Genomic DNA, 19,397 nt, shown 5'->3' with positions numbered 1-19,397 from the left:
ACATCATGGGAAACAAGACCATCAGGATGCCCGCAATGATCCCCGCTCGCTATTCCCGCGCCTTGTTCAGCCTGATCATGTCGGGCCTCATGTCCTGCCTGGTTACCGGAATCGCGACGATAAAAGCCATCGGGTTTGGCCCCAACACCTTTAGCGATTGGATAGCGTCCTGGGCCTTTTGCTGGCCGATCGCCTTCATTGTCATCCTGCTGCTTGGCCCATCCGTGCAACGGTTGGTCAATCGCCTGGTCAGGCCGCAGGACTGACCCGCTGTGAAGAGGGCCCCCCGGGCCTGATGAACAGCGCCGCCCTTGTTTTAACAGCTAGTGCGCCTCAGCCCAATTGGCCCCTTGTCCCGCGTCCACGCTCAGCTTTACATCCAGCTTCACCGCCGGGTCCGATGCACCTTCCATCACATCGCGTGCCACGTCGATCACTTGATCCACCGCGTCCTCAGCCACTTCGAAAAGCAATTCGTCATGCACCTGCAACAGCATCTTGGCCGGCAACCCATTGATCGCACCCGGCATTCGCACCATTGCACGGCGGATCACATCTGCTGCTGTACCTTGGATCGGCGCATTGATTGCCGCCCGTCGCGAGAACCCAGCATGTGGGCCCTTGGCATTGATTTCGGGCGTATGGATTTTGCGCCCAAACAGTGTCTGTACGTAACCATGCTCTTTGGCAAACGCGACGGTTTCGTCCATGTAGCGGCGAATACCTGGGAAGCGCTCGAAATACCGGTCGATGAACCCCTGTGCCTCGGCCCGCGGGATGCGCAGATTGCGCGCCAGGCCAAAGCCCGAGATGCCATAGATCACACCAAAGTTGATCGCCTTGGCCTGACGGCGGATATCCGGTGTCATCTCGTCCAGCGGCACGTCGAACATCTCGGACGCGGTCATGGCGTGAATGTCCAACCCATCGGAAAACGCCTGTTTCAGAGCCGAAATATCGGCGATATGCGCCAGAATCCGCAACTCGATCTGGCTATAATCGAGACTGACCAAAACGTTACCGGGCTCGGCAATGAACGCCTCGCGAATGCGCCGACCTTCCTCGGTGCGCACTGGGATGTTTTGCAGGTTCGGATCGGTCGAGGCCAGACGGCCCGTGTTCGCCCCAGTGATCGAATAAGACGTATGCACCCTACCCGTATCGGGATTGATATGGGTCTGCAGCGCGTCCGTGTAGGTCGATTTCAGCTTGCTGAGCTGCCGCCAGTCCAACACACGACGTGGCAATTCATGCTCGGTTGCCAGATCTTCCAGGATATCAGCGCCGGTCGAATATTTCCCGGTCTTACCCTTTTTGCCGCCTTCCAGACCCATCTTGTCGAACAGGATCTCACCCAGCTGCGCAGGCGAGCCGACATTAAAGTTCTCACCCGCCAATTCGTGGATTTCAGCCTCTAACCCGGCCATTTTTTGCGCGAATGCGTTGGACATGCGACTCAACACATCGCGGTCGACCTTGATGCCATGCATCTCCATCTCGGCCAGAACCGGCACCAAGGGGCGTTCAAGTGTCTCGTACACTGTGGTCACCTGCACCTGATGCAGTTGCGGCTTGAACAGCTTCCACAGGCGCAGGGTGATGTCGGCATCTTCGGCGGCATAGGCGGTGGCCTCGTCAATTGGCACCTTGTCGAAAGTGATCGCCGACTTGCCCGAGCCCAGCAGCGGTTTGATCGGGATCGGCGTGTGGCTCAGATACCGCTCGGACAGAGTATCCATGCCATGCCCGTGCTCGCCCCCATGCATCGCATAGGACATCAGCATGGTGTCATCGATCGGGGCCACATCGACGCCGTACCGCTTAAATATCTTGGCATCGTATTTCATGTTCTGGCCGATTTTCAGGATCGATGGATCCTCAAGCATCGGTTTTAACAGTGTTAGAGCCTCGTCCAGCGGCATCTGTCCTTCGGCCAATGCATCCGACCCGAACAAATCATCTGTTGCGCTTTCGCGGTGAATCAGAGGGACATAGCAAGCCTCACCTGCCACAACGCACAATGAAATACCGACCAGTTCAGCGATCATTTCATTCAGCCCGGTGGTTTCGGTATCGACCGCGACCCAGCCACGCTCATACGCCTGATCAATCCACTTCTGCAGCGCCTTGGCATCGCGTACGCATTCGTATTTCGACGCATCAAAGGGGATAGCCTCAGCCTCGGCCTCTTCAACCACCGGCGCAGGCGCATCAGCGATCACCGGGGCCTCAGCCCCCAACTTGTCGGCGATGCGCTTGGTCAGGGTGCGGAACTCCATCTCGGCCAGAAAGCCCAGCAAAATGTCCGGCTCGGGGTCTTTCACTTCAAGATCGTCCAGAGTGAAATCCAGCGGCGTCTGTTCATCCAACTGCACCAGCTTTTTCGACAGCTCGATCTGATCACGCTTTTCAATTAGAGTCTGACGGCGCTTGGGCTGTTTGATCTCTTCGGCGCGATCCAGCAGGGTTTCCAGATCGCCATATTCATTGATCAATAGCGCCGCAGTCTTAATCCCGATCCCCGGCGCGCCCGGCACGTTATCGACGCTGTCGCCTGCCAGCGCCTGCACGTCGACCACCCGTTCCGGGCCAACACCGAACTTTTCGATCACGCCATCGCGGTCGATGCGCTTGTTCTTCATCGCGTCCAGCATTTCCACGCCGCCGCCGACCAACTGCATCAGGTCCTTGTCCGAGCTGACGATTGTCACCCGTCCGCCGGCATCGCGCGCCTGCACGGCGAGGGTCGCGATGATGTCGTCGGCCTCATAACCCTCCAACTCTTTGCAGGCGATGTTGAACGCCTGCGTCGCCTCGCGCGTTAGCGGCATCTGCGGGCGCAGGTCTTCGGGCATTGCCTCGCGGTTGGCCTTGTAGAGGTCATACATGTCATTGCGGAAGGTGTGCGAGCCCTTATCAAAGATTACCGCCACATGGGTCGGTGCGTCCGGCCCGGCGTTTCCTTCGACATATTTCTGCAACATGTTGCAGAAGCCGGACACGGCACCGATCGGCAAGCCGTCGGATTTCCGAGTCAGGGGGGGCAGCGCGTGATAGGCCCGAAAAATAAAGGCTGATCCGTCGATCAGATGCAGGTGACATCCTTTTCCGAAATTGCTCATGTACGCGCTCCGTTCTGGTTGGGAACGGTTCTGCCACAGGGCCGTGCAGGTGACCAGCGCAGAAGATAAACAAACTGCGTATCCGACCGCCTAGCCGAGGCTGAATACCCTGCGCGCCTTATCCCAAACCAGCCCGGTACGATCTGCGATTTGCTGCATCTGCTTGTTTAGGGACCGATCATTCAACCGACGGCTTAGTGACCGCAAAGGAACAAGATTACGCTCACCATACCCATCGATCAGAAGAAACATTCGGGTCTGACCGCGAAGCCCGTAGACGATGTTTTCCGCGTGGATGTCACGGCCTACAATCTGCAGTTCGAACAATTTTTCCACAAAACGGTTGAGGTCACCCAGCATCTGATCGCTCAGCCCCTGCTGTCGGCACACCGACAAAAGATGGTTCGCAAGCTGACCATCGCTGGATTGAATCCGTTCAACCACAACCCCCGGCCCGACATCTGTCTGCACAACACCAAACGATCGTGCCAATGGCAGTTGCGCGATTTCCTCACCGCTTTTCAGCGCGGCTTTCATCTCGCATTCGATCTCTTTCAAGGCGTTGCGAAAGGCGGTGTCCGGCAATATCCGCCGCACCAACCGCTTAGAGAACGAGCGGTTCCGGCGTGTACGGGGCCGTGTCACCTTGATCAAAAGCGCGGGCTGATCCGGGTACGCATACACATTTCTGTGGCCGCCTTTTGCCAGTGGCTCCTGATCCGATAGCTGCAAAAGCTGCACCGCATATGGCATTCGGCCTCCGTTTCGCGCGGCACCTGCCACCTTGTCAGCTTTGTGCTTGGCTGCCGGACAGCACATATTTGCAGTCGCAGTACGGACACTCAACCCAGCCGATTTCCTCGGGGATTTGCAGCCAGACGCGCGGATGGCCCAATGCGCCTTCGCCACCGTCACAGGCGACACGGGCGGTTTCGACGATCTTGGTTTCCGGCGCTTCGATTGTCACGGCTGGCGATCCTTCTTCGGTTGTCGGCCTCGCGGGCATGCATTAGGTGCGTTTATGAGCGATGAGCAAACCGGGGGCAAGGGTCACATGGCCGATGCGGCAATCAGGATCGAAGGGCTGCGCAAAACCTATCGGGGCAGCAAGGGTCAGCCCGAAAAAAGCGCGTTGAAAGGCATCGACCTGACCGTTCCGCGAGGCTCGGTCTTTGGCCTGCTGGGGCCGAACGGGGCGGGGAAATCGACCCTGATCAACATTTTGGCCGGGCTGGTGGTGAAAACCTCGGGCCATGTATCGATCTGGGGCTATGATCAGGACCAGAGCCCGCGCCAATCCCGTGCCGCCATCGGCGTGATGCCGCAGGAACTGAACCTCGACCCGTTCTTCACCCCGCGCGGTGCGCTTGAGGTGCAGGCCGGCCTGTACGGCGTGCCCAAAGCCCAGCGCCGCAGCGATGAGATTCTGGAACTGGTTGGCCTCAGCGATAAGGCCGAGGCCTATGCGCGAACCCTCTCGGGCGGGATGCGGCGGCGGCTGTTGCTGGCCAAGGCGCTGGTGCATCATCCCAAGATCCTTGTGCTGGACGAACCGACCGCGGGCGTGGATATCGAATTGCGTCAGATGCTGTGGGCCAATGTGCGCAAGCTGAACGAACAGGGCATGACCATCATCCTGACCACGCATTACCTGGAAGAAGCGCAGGAAATGTGTGACGAGATCGCGATCATCAATCATGGCGAAAAGATCGCGCAGGACAGCACCGCCAACCTGCTGGGCCGGGTAGACAGCCGCACCATGGTGATTGCGCCGGACAGCCCGATTGCGGATTTACCCGCAACCGAAGGCGTCGAAGCCGCTTTGCGCGACGATGGTACTTTGGTGCTGAGCTATCGCAGCGCCCAGACCAGCGCCGAACAGGTTCTGGAATCCGTGCGCTCTGCCGGCATCCGCATCCGCGATGTTCGTACCGAAGAAGCGGATCTCGAGGATGTCTTCCTCGCCCTCACCTCATCCCGCGCGAATGAGACGCCAGCAGACGATCAGGATCAGCCGCGCCGGGGCCTGCACCGGGTCAAGCTTTAGACCCGGTCGATTCGGGCCTGGTAGCAATTGTTTCGCGCGGATCGAACGTGGATATAGCTCACATCGGGGCGGGCAAAGATATCCCTGACCGCAGTGGCAATCTGGTCTGTGGGCGTGATCGCTCCGGTGCCATAGACGATCCGGTCATCGGTTCCGTAGCCCTTGATTAGATAGTCAGGTGACGTGGTCAGAATTTCAGGCAACCCTTTCCCCTCGTACCGCTCACACTTTGCAGCGCATAAGAATATTGGACCTGTCTCCGCATAAGGATGTGTCTCTTGAAAAGGCCGATGTGCCAATATCAGCATCTCTTCGCCCTCAGGAATGTTTTGCAGGCAATGGCGGCACGGATTGCCTGTGCCTGTGGATGTCGCGCGCTCTGGCGTGGCGCCATAAGCATCCGGCTGACCAGCCTGAAGGGCGCGCACTTCGTCGGTTAGCAATGCGGTGATCTTGAACATTTTGCGTCTCCTTTTGCCCAACCATGATCGTCCGGGACAATCCAAGCGACCCGGTTCCTGCGCAAAGGACTCGAAAAAGAACAAAACGTGAATATAATATGGAATCGCCATGTATGCCGAACTGTCGATCACATCCAACTTCACCTTTCTCACCGGGGCTTCACATCCCGAGGAATACATGGAGCGTGCCGTCACCCTCGGCCTGCCCGCCATCGCGATTGCCGATGACAATTCGGTGGCCGGGATCGTCCGTGCCCATACGCAGGCGCGCGAGATCGCCCGCAAGGTACGCGAACGGCTCGAATGGGAAGCGCAGAACACGTCCATCGGCCCACCTTGCCCCGATCACATCCCCAAACCGCCCTCTTACCCCATCCACGCGGTGCCGCGCCTGATTCCCGCGGCGCGGCTGATCTTTACCGACGCGCCCACCGTGACCGCCCTGCCCCTGAACCGGCAGGGCTGGTCCAACCTATGCCGTATCCTGTCCAAAGGCCGCCTGCGCGCAGAAAAGGGCGACTGCATTCTACAGCTGTCCGACCTGTTGGAATTCTCTGACAGTCTCCACCTGCTGCTCTGGCCACAGGCGACACCGTCTCCGGGCGGCGCGAGCATATGGCGGACACAGGCGCAACAGCTGACACGCCGCTTTGCCGATCGGATGCATCTATTGATGCACCCCCGTTATGATGGCGCAGATAGCACATATTTCTCCATATTAGAGACTGAATCAACGCAACTCGGCATTCCCACCCTCGCCAGTGGCACACCGCTGATGCACCACGGTACCCGCCGCAAGCTGGCCGATGTGGTGACCGCCATTCGCCTGCGCCGCAAAGTCGATGAGCTCGGTCGCGAGGCGTTGGCCAACGGGGAACAGCGCCTGCGGTCTGAGGCCGAGATGCTGCGCATCTTCAGGGGTCACGAAGGAGCGGTCACCCGCGCCCATCAACTCAGCGAACAGCTGACCTTTTCTCTGGACGAACTGCGCTATGAATACCCAAGCGAGGGCAGCGAACAGGAAACCCCGACCCAACGCCTGCACCGCCTGGCGCATGAGGGTTTAAAATGGCGCTATCCGGCGGGCGCGTCGGAAAAGGCGCAAAAGATGCTGGCGCATGAGCTCACCCTGATCGGCAAGCTGAAATACGAGCCCTACTTCCTCACCGTCCGCGACATCGTCCATTTCGCCCGCTCGCGCGGTATCCTCTGCCAGGGGCGGGGCTCGGCGGCCAATTCGGTGGTCTGCTTCTGCCTCGGCATCACCGAAGTCAGCCCCGAAATGGGCACGATGGTGTTCGAACGCTTCGTCTCCGAAGCCCGCGATGAACCGCCCGATATCGACGTCGATTTCGAACATGAACGGCGTGAAGAGGTGATCCAGCACATCTATGACCGCTATGGCCGCCACCGCGCGGGCCTCTGCGCCACCGTGATCCACTATCGCGGCAAGCGCGCCATCCGCGAGGTTGGCCGTGCCATGGGCTTGACCGAGGACACCATTTCAGCCTTGTCCTCACAACTCTGGGGCTTTTTCTCAGCCGCCGGGCTCGAGGCTGAACGCATGCGTGAAATCGGTCTGGACCCCGAAGATCGCCGCTTAAAACAGACTCTAATGCTGGTCTATGAGATCAACGGCTTCCCCCGTCACCTCTCGCAACATGTCGGCGGTTTCATCATCACCGAGGGGCGTTTGGATGAATTGGTCCCCATCGAAAACGCCACGATGGAGGACCGTACAGTCATCTGCTGGGACAAGGACGACATCGACTCGCTTGGTATCCTCAAGGTCGATGTCCTCAGTCTTGGCATGCTGACCTGTATCCGCAAGGCGTTCGACCTGATCGGTCAACATCACCAGACCAGCTATACGCTGGCCACCCTGCCGCCCGAGGACCCGGCGATTTATGATATGCTCTGCAAGGCAGACAGTATCGGCGTGTTTCAGGTGGAATCACGTGCGCAGATGAACTTTCTGCCCCGGATGCGCCCCCGCAACTTCTATGATCTGGTGATCGAGGTTGCCATCATCCGCCCCGGCCCCATCCAGGGCGACATGGTCCACCCCTATATCCGCCGCCGTAACGGAGAAGAGGAGGTCAGCTTCCCTTCGGACGCGTTGGGCGAGGTGCTGGGCAAAACGCTGGGCGTGCCGCTGTTTCAGGAACAGGCGATGCAGATCGCCATCGTTGGCGCGGGCTTTACCCCGGAACAGGCCGACCGCCTGCGCCGGTCTCTGGCCACGTTCAAGAAACATGGCAATGTCAGCGAATTCCGTGCGCTGTTCCTGCGCGGCATGAAGCGCAACGGCTATGACGACGAATTCGCCGAGCGCTGTTTTTCTCAGATCGAAGGATTCGGCTCTTACGGTTTCCCCGAAAGTCACGCGGCCAGCTTTGCGCTGCTAGTCTATGCCTCGGCCTGGATCAAGTGCCACCATCCCGGCATCTTCGCCTGCGCGCTGCTGAACTCGCAACCTATGGGGTTCTATGCGCCAGCCCAGATTGTACGCGATGCCCGCGAACACGGGGTTCAGGTGCGGCCGGTCTGCATCAATGCCAGTTTCTGGGACAATGTGATGGAACCCAACGGCCAGGGCGGGCTGGCCCTGCGGCTGGGCTTCCGCCAAATCAAGGGCCTCAGCGAGGAAGACGCCAGCTGGCTGACCGCCGCGCGCGGCAACGGCTACACCCAGGTCGATGATGTCTGGCGCCGTGCCGGTCTGGGGCCGTCGGTGATCGAACGACTGGCCGAGGCCGACGCCTTTGCCGCCTGCGACCTAACCCGGCGCGAGGCGCTGTGGCAGGCCAAGGCGATTGCGACGGCCAAACCGCTGCCGCTGTTTTCGCAGGATCTGGAGGGCGAGGCGCTGGACGAGCCCGAGGCCTATCTGCCTCAGATGACATTGGGCGAACAGGTGGTCGAGGATTATGTCGCCACCCGTCTCAGCCTCAAGGCGCATCCGGTGGCCCTGCTGCGGCATATTCTGACACCGGACCAGCGCGACAAAACCACCCCTGTAGCGTAACCCCTGAACCGGCTATTGACCGCGAACAGAATCGAAACCCCGAGATCACCCATGTCCAGACCACCCCTGCCTCCGCGATTTCCCGCGACGCCCGAGCAAATCAACGCGCAAGTCAGCGCCTTCTATGCACGTGTCCGGGAAGACAATGTGCTGGGGCCGATCTTCAACCGACATGTCGATGACTGGCCCGCGCATGAGAAAAAAATTGCCGCCTTCTGGCGCAACGCCATCCTGTTTGAACGCAGCTATGACGGCAATCCACAGCGGGTCCATATCGAACGGCCCGACGTAAAGCCCGAATTCTTCGCCCATTGGCTGGATCTGTTCGAAGAGGTCGCCACCCGGACGCTGCCCTCAGAAACCGCCACCCCGTGGGTCGCCTTGGCGCGTCGTATCGGTGTGGGGATGAAAGCGGGTGTTCAATCTGCCCGTCAGCCTAAGGACGCGCCGCCGATCCTGCGATGATCGGATGTCATACCGGCTTTGACATGTTAGCGGTAAAATAGGGGCTATCAGACTCTGCAAAATGGGTTTATGCAGCGCGAATAGACAGCCCGAGATCACTCCGTGCCGTCCTAAATACCGCATATCACCCGAGGCCAGACCCATGAGCACTCAAAATACCACCCTCCGGGGTCTTGGCTATGCGTTTGCGGGCTTTGCCGTCTTTGCCAGCCATGATGCGCTGATCAAAGTGCTGGGCGGGACCTATTCGGTGATGCAGATCATCTTTTTCGCCACGCTGTTTTCCTTTGTGCCGATGGCGGTGACGATCCTGACCGACCGTACAACCGGAAACTTCCTGCCGCACCACCCGTGGCTAGTGCTGCTGCGCTCGGCCCTGATGGTTTCCTCCATGGTTTGCGCGTTTTATTCGTTTTCGGTGCTGCCACTGGCCGAGGTCTATTCGCTACTGTTTTCCTTCCCCTTGATCGTCACCGTCCTGTCGATCCCGATATTGGGAGAGGTCGTGCGCGCCCAACGCTGGGCCGCCGTTGGTGTCGGTCTGATCGGTGTCCTGATCGTCTTGCGCCCCGGCGCCACGGATATCACTCTGGGCCATCTTGCAGCCCTGACGGCCGCGTTCTGCAGCGCCTTTGCGTCCGTTCTGGTGCGCAAGATCGGGAATGAGGAACGCTCGGCCGTTTTGATCCTATACCCGATGCTGCTGGCCATTGTGGCGATGAGCCTTGCCCAACCTGCCGTGTATCTGCCGCCCTCGCTGCTGCACCTGGCGATGATGGCGCTGGTCGGCGTGTTCTCGGTGATCGCGCAACACCTGATTATCCTGGCCTATCGCGCCGCGCCTGCCGGTGTTATCGCCCCCAGCCAATATAGCCAGATCATCTGGGCCACGCTGTTTGGCATGGTTTTCTTTGGTGAGCGTCCGGACATCTGGGTAGCGGTTGGCGCAAGCGTCATCATCGCGTCCGGTGTCTATGTGGTCTGGCGCGAGAGCAGGACCAACACCACCTCGGCCAACACCCCTGTTCTGCGGGTACGGTCACCGCGGTCAGATACCGGAGCGTCACGGCCGGGGAAGTAAACTGGCCTTCAGGACTCACGGCATCTGATCTTAAGATCGCCGTTTGTGCCACTCTTTTCAAAACGATCAATATCGCGCACCACTTCGCTCAGCCTTTTGTAGCCATATGTTCTGGTATCAAAGTCCGGATATATCTTTCTTAGCTGACTTCCGACAAATGCCATGTTGGCCCAACCATCGGCTTCATTCGTGTTCTGCACAACGTTGCGTATAAGCTGAAAAGCATGGTTTAAATCCTGTTTCGCTGTTGTGCTTCCGGAGTTCTTGGTTTGTGAAGTGCCAGCGTCAGGCTTTTTAATATTCTCAATATAAATAAATCGGTTACACGCTCGTACGAACGCCTCAGGGGCCTTGCGTTCTCCGATGCCAAAAACATCCAGCCCCTCTTCGCGAACACGGCTGGCAAGACGTGTAAAATCGCTGTCGGAAGATACCAGAACAAAACCGCCAAACTGCCCCCTATGCAGGATATCCATCGCATCGATAACCAGGGCAATATCGCTTGAGTTCTTTCCGGTTGTATTTGCAAATTGCTGATGGGGAACGATGGCGTATTCGGCCATAGATTTGGCGTCCCACCCCTGCGGCGACCCAGTGGAAAAATCCCCGTAGATCCGTCTTAACCCCGCCTCTCCTAGTGTTGCGATTTCTTCGAAAATGTCGGCTGCATGTTTTGCAGATACATTGTCTGCATCAATCAGAACCGCCAAGCGGTCTGTTTTTCCTGTTGTCACTTAAATCCCTCAACTCAAAATTTTATTCGTAAAGAGAAATGTAATAACAAAAAGGGCGAGCAAAAGCCCGCCCTCTGAATTTATTTTAAGTTTATCAGTAAACTACGACCGACCGGATGCTCTCACCCTTATGCATCAGGTCAAAGCCGTGGTTGATGTCATCCAGACCCATGGTGTGAGTGATCATCGGGTCGATCTCGATCTTCCCGTCCATGTACCAATCAACGATCTTGGGCACATCAGTCCGGCCTCGGGCCCCGCCAAAGGCTGTACCGCGCCATGACCGGCCGGTGACCAGCTGGAACGGACGGGTCGAGATCTCGGCCCCGGCAGGTGCCACGCCGATGATGATCGATTCTCCCCAGCCCTTATGCGCCGATTCCAGCGCCGCGCGCATGACGCCGACATTGCCGGTGGCGTCAAAGGTGTAATCCGCCCCGCCCTTGGTCAGGTTGACCAGATAAGGAACCAGATCGCCCTCAACCTCGGACGGGTTGACGAAATCGGTCATGCCGAATTTTGTGGCCATTTCCACTTTGGAGGGGTTCAGGTCAACACCGACGATCTGATCGGCCCCTGCCAGACGCAGGCCCTGGATCACATTCAGGCCGATACCGCCCAGTCCGAACACGATGGCGCGGCTGCCAATTTCGACCTTGGCTGTATTGATCACCGCACCGATGCCGGTGGTCACGCCACAGCCGATATAGCAGATCTTGTCGAACGGCGCGTCCTCACGCACTTTGGCCAGCGCAATCTCGGGCAGGACCGTGTGGTTCGCGAAGGTCGAGCAGCCCATGTAGTGCAGGATCGGATCGCCATCCAGCGTCGAAAAGCGCGAGGTGCCATCGGGCATGAGGCCCTTTCCTTGGGTCTCGCGGATCGCCTGACACAGGTTGGTCTTGGGGTGCAGACAGTATTCACACTCGCGACATTCGGGGGTGTAGAGCGGGATCACGTGGTCGCCCGGCTTCAGGCTGGTTACGCCCGGGCCGACCTCGACCACCACGCCCGCGCCTTCGTGGCCCAGAATGGCGGGGAACAGCCCCTCGGGGTCAGCACCCGACAGAGTGAATTCATCTGTGTGGCAGATGCCGGTGGCCTTGATTTCCACCAGAACCTCGCCCGCTTTGGGGCCTTCGAGGTTAACATCCATCACTTCCAAGGGTTTGCCGGCCTGAACGGCAACGGCGGCACGGGTACGCATATCGTTGTCTCCCTGTCTTCTTTGACCCGACCCTGCGTCAATCGCGGGGCGTTTTCAACTGCGCTTTAGTGACAGATTGGCTAATGTTTTGATATTGCAGAAACGACATTGCCGCAAAGAGGAACGCCAATGCGCCGTTTTATCCCGATCCTGATCCTGCTGAGCGCCTGCGCCGAGACATCTCCCGCGCCGGAAGACGCCCGCCTTGCGCCTGAGAACGCACCGGTCGATCTGGCCTTTTGTGAGGGGGAACCCTTTGCCGATTCCATTGGTCAGCCGGTCTCAACCATTCAAGCTGCGCTGCCCGAACGTTCGCGCGTGCTGGGGCCGGATGATTTGGCCACACAAGATTACCGGATCGACCGTTTAAACGTGTTCGTCAACGGAACCGGGATCATTCAGCGTCTGAGCTGCGGGTAAGCGTGGACTCAGGGCATGATTCTACGATAAGAACAAAATGGGAACATTTTTGATGTCTGCCGATGCCCAAACGCCGAATACTCTCACTCTGGTTTCCCCGCCTGGGGGCTGAACGGCTGGTCCGCGCTGCGCGGGGCCTGCAGGATGGGCCTTTGGCCGTGGTGGCCGAGCAAGCGAACATGCAGGTTGTCACCTCGCTGAACGCCGAGGCGCAAGCCGCCGGGCTGCGCGTGGGCCAGCCGGTACGCGATGCCCATGCCATGTGCGCGAACCTTGTGACGCGCCCCCGCAATGTCCCTGCCGAAGCGGCTTTTCTGACCGCTTTGCGCCGTTGGGCGGGCAAGTTCAGCCCTTGGGTGGCTGAGGAAACGCCGGACGGGCTGATTGTCGACCTATCGGGTTGCGCCCATTTGTTCGGTGGCGAAGAAGCACTGCTGAGCGTCCTTGAGATCGACTGTGCGGATATGGGTCTGAGCGTGCAGATGGGCATCGCCGACACGCTGGGCGCGGCCTGGGCTTTGGCGCGATACGCCGGGCAAGAGGCCACGTCCGACCGCAACGGCGACGCCATCAGCCAAGAGGCTCGCGCCACCCGTGCCCGCGCCACCAAGCGGCGGCACTGGACCAAAGGTGGCGCCGCGCCGCAGGTGATGGCCTTGGGCGGCGGCGCACGGATTGCAGCGCCGGGGCAGTCTTATGGCGCACTCAGCCCCCTGCCCATCGCAGCGCTGCGGCTGGAGGATCAGACCGTGGCGCAGTTGAACCGTCTGGGCCTGCGCCGGATCGGCGATCTGTTGGGCCAGCCGCGCGCCAGTTTGGCGCGGCGGTTCGGGCGGGGTCTGGTGCTGCGGCTGGATCAGGCCATGGGCAGCGCACCCGAGCCGGTCTCGCCCGCACGCCCGCCACATCGTTTTGCGGTGCGCATGACCCTGCCCAACCCAATCGGTCTGATCGAAGACGTCATGGCCGCGATCGACCGGGTGCTGCCTACGCTCTGCGCCAAGCTTGAGGAGAAAGGGCGCGGCGTTCGCACTCTGCGGCTTGAGGCACATCGCGCCGATCAGGCGGCTGAGATTATCGAGGTTGGTCTCGCCCGTCCGACCTTTGACAAATATCGTATTCGTCCCTTGTTAGAGATGAAAATCGACAAGATTGATGCGGGTTATGGCATCGACATGCTGCGGCTTGTGGCGGTCCAGACCGAGCCTATCCACGCTCGCACCATGGCGGGTCATGTCGAGGCCCGTCGCGCCGTACGGGATCGGCTGGAAGGCAACACGGGCGTCGATGATCTGATCGGCAAGCTGGGCGCACGCGTGGGGTTGGACGCGATCACACGGCGGCACCCGGCGGCCTCACATATCCCCGAGAAGACGGCCCAGACGCTGGCCGCGGCCTGGTCGGAACCGGCGCATGACTGGCCTGCCCCTCCGCGTCCCCGCCCCTTGCAGATGTGGCAGCCCGAACCGGTGATGGCGCCGGAAACTCCAGATGTTCCAACCGCCTTTCGTTGGCGCGGGCGCGACTGGCAACTGGCGCAGGCCACGGGCCCAGAACGCATTGCGCCGGAATGGTGGCTGGACGACCCCAACTGGCGCAGCGGCGTGCGCGATTACTGGGTGGTGGTGACCGAACAGGGCGAGCGGCTGTGGCTGTTTTACGGCCATGGCGGTACCATGTCGGCAGGCTGGTTTTGCCAAGGACAATTTTGTTAGAGTCTATTTTCCACGATAAACCAACCAATCTGGCAAATAGTCGATCAGACGGATCAGCCAGGAAAGTGGAACCGGAAAATCCGTACGGAAGCGACGGCGGGACATCGCCTTGACCACACGATCTGCCGCCTCCTCGGGCGTCATAAGCATCGGCATCTTGAAAGTGTTCTTCTCGGTCAGGCGGGTCTTAATAAAGCCCGGATTGACGATGCGCACCGTCACCCCTGTGCCCGCCAGGTCGAACCGCATGGTCTCGGCCAACGAAACAAGTGCTGCCTTGCTGGCCGCGTACCCCACCGCCGCGGGTAAACCCCGATACCCAGACAAAGACCCGATCAGCGTGATATCCCCCCGACCCCTGCGTACGAACTTGCGTACAACCTCACCCAGAACCCGCAGGGCACCTGTGTAATTCACATCTGTCATCGCCAACACGGCATCGGAATTCCAATCGGCAGAGCGCATCGGCTCATAAGCCCCGGCGTTATAGACCAAACCGTCCACATCTCCGGCCTCGACCGCGGCACGACGTACGGCGTCCAGATCGGTCACATCACAGGGCACGGCCTGTGCATTTGGCAGGGCAGAACAAATCTCGGCCAGGCGGTCAGCATTGCGCGCAGACAGGATCAGATGCGCGCCCTTACGGCTCAGCGCCTCGGCCAAAGCCCGACCCAGCCCTTCGCTGGCGCCAACGATCCAATAGGTTTTTCCTTCAAAGCTGCTCATGCCCAGGCCAATACAGTTGTTTCTAAGATTTTACGGCCAGAGCGACGCACTGGATCAAAACTCCAGACGTCACAACATAGTGCTTTTGCGAAAAACTTCTAATCCGATTGATCCACCCCGGCATATCCTGCGTATCCTATTGTAAAATGTCGCACAAAGAGGATGGCATGTTCGACGAAACCCGAGGCGTACGCAAGAAAATCGCAGTAGTAGGCGCAGGTATCTCAGGCCTGTCGGCCGCTTACTATTTGTCGAAAAACAACGATGTGACCGTGTTCGAAGCCGAACCTCGGCTGGGCGGCCATGCCCGAACCGTCATGGCAGGCAAAAACGGCGACCAACCTGTCGATACCGGTTTCATTGTCTTCAATTATGCCACCTATCCCTATCTGACTCGCCTGTTCGATGAACTGAACGTGCCTGTCATCAAATCCGAAATGAGCTTTGGTGCCACTATCGACAATGGCCGTATTGAATACGGTCTGAACAACCTGCGCACCCTGACGGCGCAAAAGCGCAACCTCGCACGGCCTGCCTATTATAAGATGATCGTGGACATCCTGCGCTTTGGCAAAGAAGCCCCCGAAGCCGCACGTGACGATGACACCACGATCGGAGAGCTGGTCGATCAGCTGCGCCTGGGCCATTGGTTCCGCCACAATTACCTGATGCCGATGTGCGGCGCGATCTGGTCCACTCCGGTGGAGTTTGTGGATCAGTTCCCGGCCCGCTCTTTGGTACAGTTCTTTCGCAATCATGCCCTGTTGGCCAGTGGTCGCGCCAACCAGCATCAATGGTACACAGTTAAGGGCGGCAGTATCGAATATGTCCGCCGCATCGATGCTGCGCTGCGTGAGCGTGGGTGTGAAATCCGTCTGGCCTGCCCTGTTGAGCATATTCAACGCGGCGAAGCCGGTGTGACAATCCACAGCCAAGGGCAGGTTGATCTGTTCGACGAAATCATATTGGCCACCCATTCCGATCAGTCCCTGGCCATTCTGGGCGAGACCGCAACAGATGCGGAAACAGCCGCGTTAGGCTCTATTCGATATCAACCTAACAAGGCTATCCTGCATTGTGACCCAAGCCAGATGCCGCGCCGTCGCGCGTGCTGGTCCAGCTGGACCTACCGTTCGCAAGCGGGGAATGTTGGCGTGACTTACTGGATGAACCGACTGCAGAATATCCCGGACAGTGACCCGTTGTTTGTAACGCTGAACGCGTCGTCGGAAATTCCCGCGGATAAAATCTATGACAAGGTCGAGTTTGCCCATCCAGTGTTCGACAAAGCGGCCCTGAAAGCCCAGGGACAAATCCGCGAGATGCAGGGACAGAACCGAACCTGGTTTGCCGGGGCTTACAACCGGCATGGCTTTCACGAAGACGGGATCGCCAGCGCGATGCATGTTGTTGAGCGCCTTAACGGTACCCCGCACACACTCGGAGCTGAAAATGGCATTCCTGCACAAGACCCGGCCATCCCTGCCTCGGCTGATCTCTGACACCTGCCGCGCTGCGCTGGTTTCTGTGTGCGTGCTGACCCCGAGCGGGTTGGCCGCGTCACCGATCACACAGACGCTGGCTGATGCGCAACTCAGAGGCAGCGCAACTTTCCGGTTTTTGGGCATGCCGATCTACGATGCCCAGCTCTATACGCTGCAAGGCAGTGCACTCAACTGGACGCAGGACTTTGCATTACAGCTGACATACCGCAAATCCCTGAAACAAAAAGCACTGGTTGAGTCGACGCTGGACGAGATGGCCCGACAAGGAAACCCTGCCCCGACGCAGGCCCAGTTGCAGAAGTGTTTTCAGGCGGTTAGCAAGGGCGACAGCTATATTGCAATCTCGGAAGGCCCAAACAAAGTTGGCTTTTGGCGAAACGGCCAAAAGACCTGTACCTTGTCCTATCCCGGCGCCAAAAGCGCCTTTATGTCCATTTTTCTGGGCGACAATACCAGATCGGGTAGTTTCACCCGCCAATTGAAGGGCGGATGATGCTGTACCCGCGTGTCAGTCTGTATGCGCTGATGCTCGCTGCGGCGGGGATACCGCTATATATCCATCTACCGCGATTTGCTGCCGTCAATCTTGGCATTGGGTTGGGTGTGATCGGTACCGTTCTGCTGGTGATCCGGTTAATCGACCTGGTGCAGGATCCGCTGATCGGTTGGGCCATAGATCGCTGGCCAAACGCGCAACTGATGTTTGCAGCGACAGCTGCGATTGGTTTGGCAATTGGGTTTCCCATGCTGTTTGGGCTACCACCGGGAACAAATATTGCCTTATTAGTCTCTGTTTTGATCCTGCTATTCTCAGCCTACAGCTTGGGCACCATCCTGCTTTACGGTCGCAGCGCGACGCTTGCCATACAGCCAGAACCACAAGAGTTGATAAGATTGGCCGCATGGCGCGAAGGCGGGCAATTGACAGGCGTCATCCTTGCAGCCAGCGCTCCAGCTTTGTTCGTAGCATTCGGAGCCACCGCGCAGGGCTATCCCGCTTTTGGCCTGTTTCTGGGCCTGATCGCGATCTTCACCCTGATTCTGACGATCCCAATCTGGCGCCGACCCCCGATTACTGGCGATGGCCTGTCGTTCAATGGACTCGCGCAAGCTGGTGCGTTGCGCCTGCTGCTGCTGGCGCTGGTCAACAGCCTGCCAGTGGCTATCACTTCGACCCTGTTTTTGTTCTTTGTCGAAGATCGCCTGCAATTGCCCGGAAAAGCCGGACCACTGCTGATCCTGTTCTTCCTCAGCGCCGGAGCGAGCGTTCCGCTTTGGGCAAAGCTGGCTAATCGGATTGGCCCGAAACGGACACTGATCATCGCCATGCCTTTGTCGATCGCGGGATTTGTGGGCGCCGCCCTGTTGTCCACCGGAAACCTGACCGGGTTCGCCGTAATCTGTTTGGCTTCGGGCGCGGCACTGGGGGCGGATATGGTGGTGCTGCCCGCGATGTTTTCGGTCGCGCTGACGCGGGCGGGGCTGAACGCATCCGCAGCGTTTGGCATCTGGTCTTTCGCTGGCAAGCTGGGCCTCGCGCTCGCTGCCTTTTTCACTCTGCCGCTGCTGGAACGCAGCGGGTTCACCCCAGGACAGGCAAACTCGGCCGAGGCGTTGCGGACGCTCACCCTCGCCTATGCCGTGCTGCCCTGCATCCTGAAACTTGGCGCGTTCGGGCTGGTCCTGACGTTGCCTTCTGAGGTCTCAGCCAAATGACTATCGTAGCTATCCTTCTACTTGCCATTCTTGTCCTGGTCGCAGCTCAGCGCCGGTTCTTAAGCTTTCGCTCGCAATCCCCTGCCGATTACAGCGGCACCGGGCCTGCCTTTAAGATGAAAGAAGTCCTAAACGGCGAAATCCTATCCGAAGGACTGATCTATGGCCCCAATGGGAAGATGTCGAACAGCTTTGTCGCCCGTATGGTGGGCAAGTGGGATGGCAACACCGGCACGCTGGCCGAGTATTTCACCTATTCCAATGGCAAGAAGATGAGCCGCAAATGGTATCTGACGCTGGGCACGGGCAACACGTTTACCGCGACGGCAGATGATATCGTCGGCGAGGGTCAGGGCATAATTTCGGGCTCAACCGTCAAGCTAACTTATCGGATCGTCCTGCCCCAAGACGCGGGCGGGCACACACTGGACGTCACTGACTGGATGTACCTGACCGAAAACGGTGTGATCATGAACCGGTCCGAGATGCGAAAATTCGGCATCAAGGTCGCCGAACTGGTCGCCACCATGCGCCCCGCGCTCGAAGCTAAAGCTGCGCATGTCAGCGGCTCAAATGGCTATGACACCGCGGCAGAAACGAGGACCTTGCAATGACGCCCCGCCGCATCCTGATCGCGGCCCTTGCCATCGCGGGGATTGCCGCGCTGACCGCTTGTTCGGCGAAGCCGCGCGTACCTAAAAGCTTTCTGTCCGACCAGCAGTTGAACCTTGAGGAATTCTTTGAAGGCAAAACCGTCGCCTATGGTCAGTTTCAGGATGTTCTGGGCAATGTCCCCCGCCGATTTACGGTGGATATCGAAGGCACCTGGGATGGCGAGACCCTGACCCTGGTCGAGGATTTCGTTTATGACGACAACGCCACCGAACAACGCGTCTGGACCCTGACCAAAACCGGTGAGGACACCTGGACCGGAACTGCGCCTGGCGTTTTGGGTACTGCCAGCGGGGTCGAGCGCGGTGATACATTCAACTGGACATACAAGATCGATCTGCCGGTCAAGGACGGCACCATGCGGGTCAACTTTGACGACTGGATGTGGCTGCTAAGCGATGATCGTCTGCTGAACCGCGCCTATGTTTCGCGGTATGGCGTGCGGCTGGGCGAGGTTATCCTGTTCTTTGAAAAACAGTAGAGCGCAAAAAAAGG

At 58.9% G+C, this 19,397-nt stretch carries 19 protein-coding genes; 12 read left to right on the top strand and 7 right to left on the bottom strand.

Features of this window, described 5'->3' with window-relative positions; genetic code table 11:
- Positions 1 to 35 precede the first annotated feature (35 nt).
- On the top strand, positions 36 to 266 hold the full coding sequence (locus tag AB1A64_RS18075; protein ID WP_366552871.1) for a DUF2798 domain-containing protein: 231 nt from the start codon (positions 36 to 38) through the stop codon (positions 264 to 266).
- Positions 267 to 323: 57 nt separating this feature from the next.
- On the opposite strand, the gene polA is transcribed toward AB1A64_RS18075, so the two are convergent.
- The 3 genes from polA to AB1A64_RS18060 all read right to left on the bottom strand — a co-directional run bounded on the left by polA (position 324) and on the right by AB1A64_RS18060 (position 4,089).
- Complete coding sequence (polA, locus tag AB1A64_RS18070; RefSeq protein ID WP_366552869.1) at positions 324 to 3,122, bottom strand: DNA polymerase I; 2,799 nt, start codon at positions 3,120 to 3,122, stop codon at positions 324 to 326.
- Between the two features lie 90 nt (positions 3,123 to 3,212).
- On the bottom strand, positions 3,213 to 3,875 hold the full coding sequence (locus tag AB1A64_RS18065) for a YrbL family protein (protein ID WP_366552868.1): 663 nt from the start codon (positions 3,873 to 3,875) through the stop codon (positions 3,213 to 3,215).
- Between the two features lie 34 nt (positions 3,876 to 3,909).
- The gene (locus tag AB1A64_RS18060; RefSeq protein ID WP_366552866.1) at positions 3,910 to 4,089 is read right to left on the bottom strand and encodes a zinc-finger domain-containing protein; all 180 of its coding nucleotides are present in this window, start codon (positions 4,087 to 4,089) and stop codon (positions 3,910 to 3,912) included.
- 87 nt (positions 4,090 to 4,176) lie between these two features.
- Between AB1A64_RS18060 and AB1A64_RS18055 the strand changes: the two genes are divergently transcribed.
- Positions 4,177 to 5,169: an ABC transporter ATP-binding protein gene (locus AB1A64_RS18055; RefSeq protein ID WP_366553144.1), complete on the top strand. Its 993-nt coding sequence runs from the start codon at positions 4,177 to 4,179 to the stop codon at positions 5,167 to 5,169.
- Here AB1A64_RS18055 and AB1A64_RS18050 read toward each other — a convergent pair.
- On the bottom strand, positions 5,166 to 5,630 hold the full coding sequence (locus AB1A64_RS18050; protein WP_366552864.1) for a DUF1203 domain-containing protein: 465 nt from the start codon (positions 5,628 to 5,630) through the stop codon (positions 5,166 to 5,168). The genes AB1A64_RS18055 and AB1A64_RS18050 overlap by 4 nt on opposite strands.
- Before the next feature lie 109 nt (positions 5,631 to 5,739).
- Between AB1A64_RS18050 and AB1A64_RS18045 the strand changes: the two genes are divergently transcribed.
- From AB1A64_RS18045 to AB1A64_RS18035, 3 genes are all read left to right on the top strand, one after another.
- Positions 5,740 to 8,658 carry an error-prone DNA polymerase gene (locus AB1A64_RS18045; protein ID WP_366552862.1) on the top strand — a complete coding sequence of 973 codons (2,919 nt, stop codon included), beginning with the start codon at positions 5,740 to 5,742 and terminating at the stop codon, positions 8,656 to 8,658.
- Between the two features lie 51 nt (positions 8,659 to 8,709).
- Complete coding sequence (locus AB1A64_RS18040) at positions 8,710 to 9,123, top strand: group III truncated hemoglobin (RefSeq protein ID WP_366552860.1); 414 nt, start codon at positions 8,710 to 8,712, stop codon at positions 9,121 to 9,123.
- Positions 9,124 to 9,265: 142 nt separating this feature from the next.
- On the top strand, positions 9,266 to 10,204 hold the full coding sequence (locus AB1A64_RS18035) for a DMT family transporter (protein ID WP_366552858.1): 939 nt from the start codon (positions 9,266 to 9,268) through the stop codon (positions 10,202 to 10,204).
- Between the two features lie 8 nt (positions 10,205 to 10,212).
- On the opposite strand, the gene AB1A64_RS18030 is transcribed toward AB1A64_RS18035, so the two are convergent.
- Positions 10,213 to 10,938, bottom strand: coding sequence for an NYN domain-containing protein (locus AB1A64_RS18030; RefSeq protein ID WP_366552856.1), 726 nt, complete (start codon positions 10,936 to 10,938; stop codon positions 10,213 to 10,215).
- Between the two features lie 94 nt (positions 10,939 to 11,032).
- The gene (locus AB1A64_RS18025) at positions 11,033 to 12,145 is read right to left on the bottom strand and encodes an S-(hydroxymethyl)glutathione dehydrogenase/class III alcohol dehydrogenase (RefSeq protein WP_366552854.1); all 1,113 of its coding nucleotides are present in this window, start codon (positions 12,143 to 12,145) and stop codon (positions 11,033 to 11,035) included.
- Between the two features lie 129 nt (positions 12,146 to 12,274).
- Between AB1A64_RS18025 and AB1A64_RS18020 the strand changes: the two genes are divergently transcribed.
- Together AB1A64_RS18020 and AB1A64_RS18015 are read left to right on the top strand one after the other, a co-directional pair.
- Positions 12,275 to 12,565, top strand: a complete 291-nt coding sequence (locus AB1A64_RS18020) for an I78 family peptidase inhibitor (RefSeq protein ID WP_366552853.1) — start codon at positions 12,275 to 12,277, stop codon at positions 12,563 to 12,565.
- Between the two features lie 62 nt (positions 12,566 to 12,627).
- Entirely contained in the window at positions 12,628 to 14,280 is a 1,653-nt protein-coding gene (locus AB1A64_RS18015) for a DUF6504 family protein (RefSeq protein WP_366552851.1), read from the top strand.
- Between the two features lie 3 nt (positions 14,281 to 14,283).
- Here AB1A64_RS18015 and AB1A64_RS18010 read toward each other — a convergent pair whose 3' ends face one another.
- Positions 14,284 to 15,009, bottom strand: a complete 726-nt coding sequence (locus AB1A64_RS18010) for an SDR family NAD(P)-dependent oxidoreductase (protein ID WP_366552849.1) — start codon at positions 15,007 to 15,009, stop codon at positions 14,284 to 14,286.
- 167 nt (positions 15,010 to 15,176) lie between these two features.
- On the opposite strand from AB1A64_RS18010, the gene AB1A64_RS18005 reads away from it, so the two are divergent.
- The 5 genes from AB1A64_RS18005 to AB1A64_RS17985 are packed head-to-tail and all read left to right on the top strand — an operon-like array spanning position 15,177 to position 19,383.
- Positions 15,177 to 16,511: an FAD-dependent oxidoreductase gene (locus tag AB1A64_RS18005; protein ID WP_366552847.1), complete on the top strand. Its 1,335-nt coding sequence runs from the start codon at positions 15,177 to 15,179 to the stop codon at positions 16,509 to 16,511.
- On the top strand, positions 16,462 to 17,007 hold the full coding sequence (locus AB1A64_RS18000) for a hypothetical protein (RefSeq protein WP_366552845.1): 546 nt from the start codon (positions 16,462 to 16,464) through the stop codon (positions 17,005 to 17,007). Before AB1A64_RS18005 ends, AB1A64_RS18000 begins: the two co-directional genes overlap by 50 nt.
- Positions 17,007 to 18,230: an MFS transporter gene (locus AB1A64_RS17995; protein ID WP_366553142.1), complete on the top strand. Its 1,224-nt coding sequence runs from the start codon at positions 17,007 to 17,009 to the stop codon at positions 18,228 to 18,230. The genes AB1A64_RS18000 and AB1A64_RS17995 overlap by 1 nt, the downstream gene beginning before the upstream one ends.
- Positions 18,227 to 18,844, top strand: coding sequence for a DUF3833 domain-containing protein (locus AB1A64_RS17990; RefSeq protein WP_366552843.1), 618 nt, complete (start codon positions 18,227 to 18,229; stop codon positions 18,842 to 18,844). The genes AB1A64_RS17995 and AB1A64_RS17990 overlap by 4 nt, the downstream gene beginning before the upstream one ends.
- Entirely contained in the window at positions 18,841 to 19,383 is a 543-nt protein-coding gene (locus AB1A64_RS17985; RefSeq protein WP_366552841.1) for a DUF3833 domain-containing protein, read from the top strand. The genes AB1A64_RS17990 and AB1A64_RS17985 overlap by 4 nt, the downstream gene beginning before the upstream one ends.
- Positions 19,384 to 19,397 lie beyond the last annotated feature (14 nt).

This window comes from Ruegeria sp. ANG10 (assembly GCF_040705255.1).
In the GTDB taxonomy this organism is placed as follows: domain Bacteria; phylum Pseudomonadota; class Alphaproteobacteria; order Rhodobacterales; family Rhodobacteraceae; genus Ruegeria.
This window is presented reverse-complemented; position numbering and strand designations above follow the sequence as displayed.

Excerpts from the sequence above, each read along its gene's own strand:
- AB1A64_RS18075 (WP_366552871.1), top strand. The coding sequence starts at position 36 with ATGATCCCCGCTCGCTATTCCCGCGCCTTGTTCAGCCTGATCATGTCG.
- polA (WP_366552869.1), bottom strand. The coding sequence starts at position 3,122 with ATGAGCAATTTCGGAAAAGGATGTCACCTGCATCTGATCGACGGATCA.
- AB1A64_RS18065 (WP_366552868.1), bottom strand. The coding sequence starts at position 3,875 with ATGCCATATGCGGTGCAGCTTTTGCAGCTATCGGATCAGGAGCCACTG.
- AB1A64_RS18055 (WP_366553144.1), top strand. The coding sequence starts at position 4,177 with ATGGCCGATGCGGCAATCAGGATCGAAGGGCTGCGCAAAACCTATCGG.
- AB1A64_RS18050 (WP_366552864.1), bottom strand. The coding sequence starts at position 5,630 with ATGTTCAAGATCACCGCATTGCTAACCGACGAAGTGCGCGCCCTTCAG.
- AB1A64_RS18045 (WP_366552862.1), top strand. The coding sequence starts at position 5,740 with ATGTATGCCGAACTGTCGATCACATCCAACTTCACCTTTCTCACCGGG.
- AB1A64_RS18040 (WP_366552860.1), top strand. The coding sequence starts at position 8,710 with ATGTCCAGACCACCCCTGCCTCCGCGATTTCCCGCGACGCCCGAGCAA.
- AB1A64_RS18035 (WP_366552858.1), top strand. The coding sequence starts at position 9,266 with ATGAGCACTCAAAATACCACCCTCCGGGGTCTTGGCTATGCGTTTGCG.
- AB1A64_RS18025 (WP_366552854.1), bottom strand. The coding sequence starts at position 12,145 with ATGCGTACCCGTGCCGCCGTTGCCGTTCAGGCCGGCAAACCCTTGGAA.
- AB1A64_RS18020 (WP_366552853.1), top strand. The coding sequence starts at position 12,275 with ATGCGCCGTTTTATCCCGATCCTGATCCTGCTGAGCGCCTGCGCCGAG.
- AB1A64_RS18015 (WP_366552851.1), top strand. The coding sequence starts at position 12,628 with ATGCCCAAACGCCGAATACTCTCACTCTGGTTTCCCCGCCTGGGGGCT.
- AB1A64_RS18010 (WP_366552849.1), bottom strand. The coding sequence starts at position 15,009 with ATGAGCAGCTTTGAAGGAAAAACCTATTGGATCGTTGGCGCCAGCGAA.
- AB1A64_RS18005 (WP_366552847.1), top strand. The coding sequence starts at position 15,177 with ATGTTCGACGAAACCCGAGGCGTACGCAAGAAAATCGCAGTAGTAGGC.
- AB1A64_RS18000 (WP_366552845.1), top strand. The coding sequence starts at position 16,462 with ATGGCATTCCTGCACAAGACCCGGCCATCCCTGCCTCGGCTGATCTCT.
- AB1A64_RS17995 (WP_366553142.1), top strand. The coding sequence starts at position 17,007 with ATGCTGTACCCGCGTGTCAGTCTGTATGCGCTGATGCTCGCTGCGGCG.
- AB1A64_RS17990 (WP_366552843.1), top strand. The coding sequence starts at position 18,227 with ATGACTATCGTAGCTATCCTTCTACTTGCCATTCTTGTCCTGGTCGCA.
- AB1A64_RS17985 (WP_366552841.1), top strand. The coding sequence starts at position 18,841 with ATGACGCCCCGCCGCATCCTGATCGCGGCCCTTGCCATCGCGGGGATT.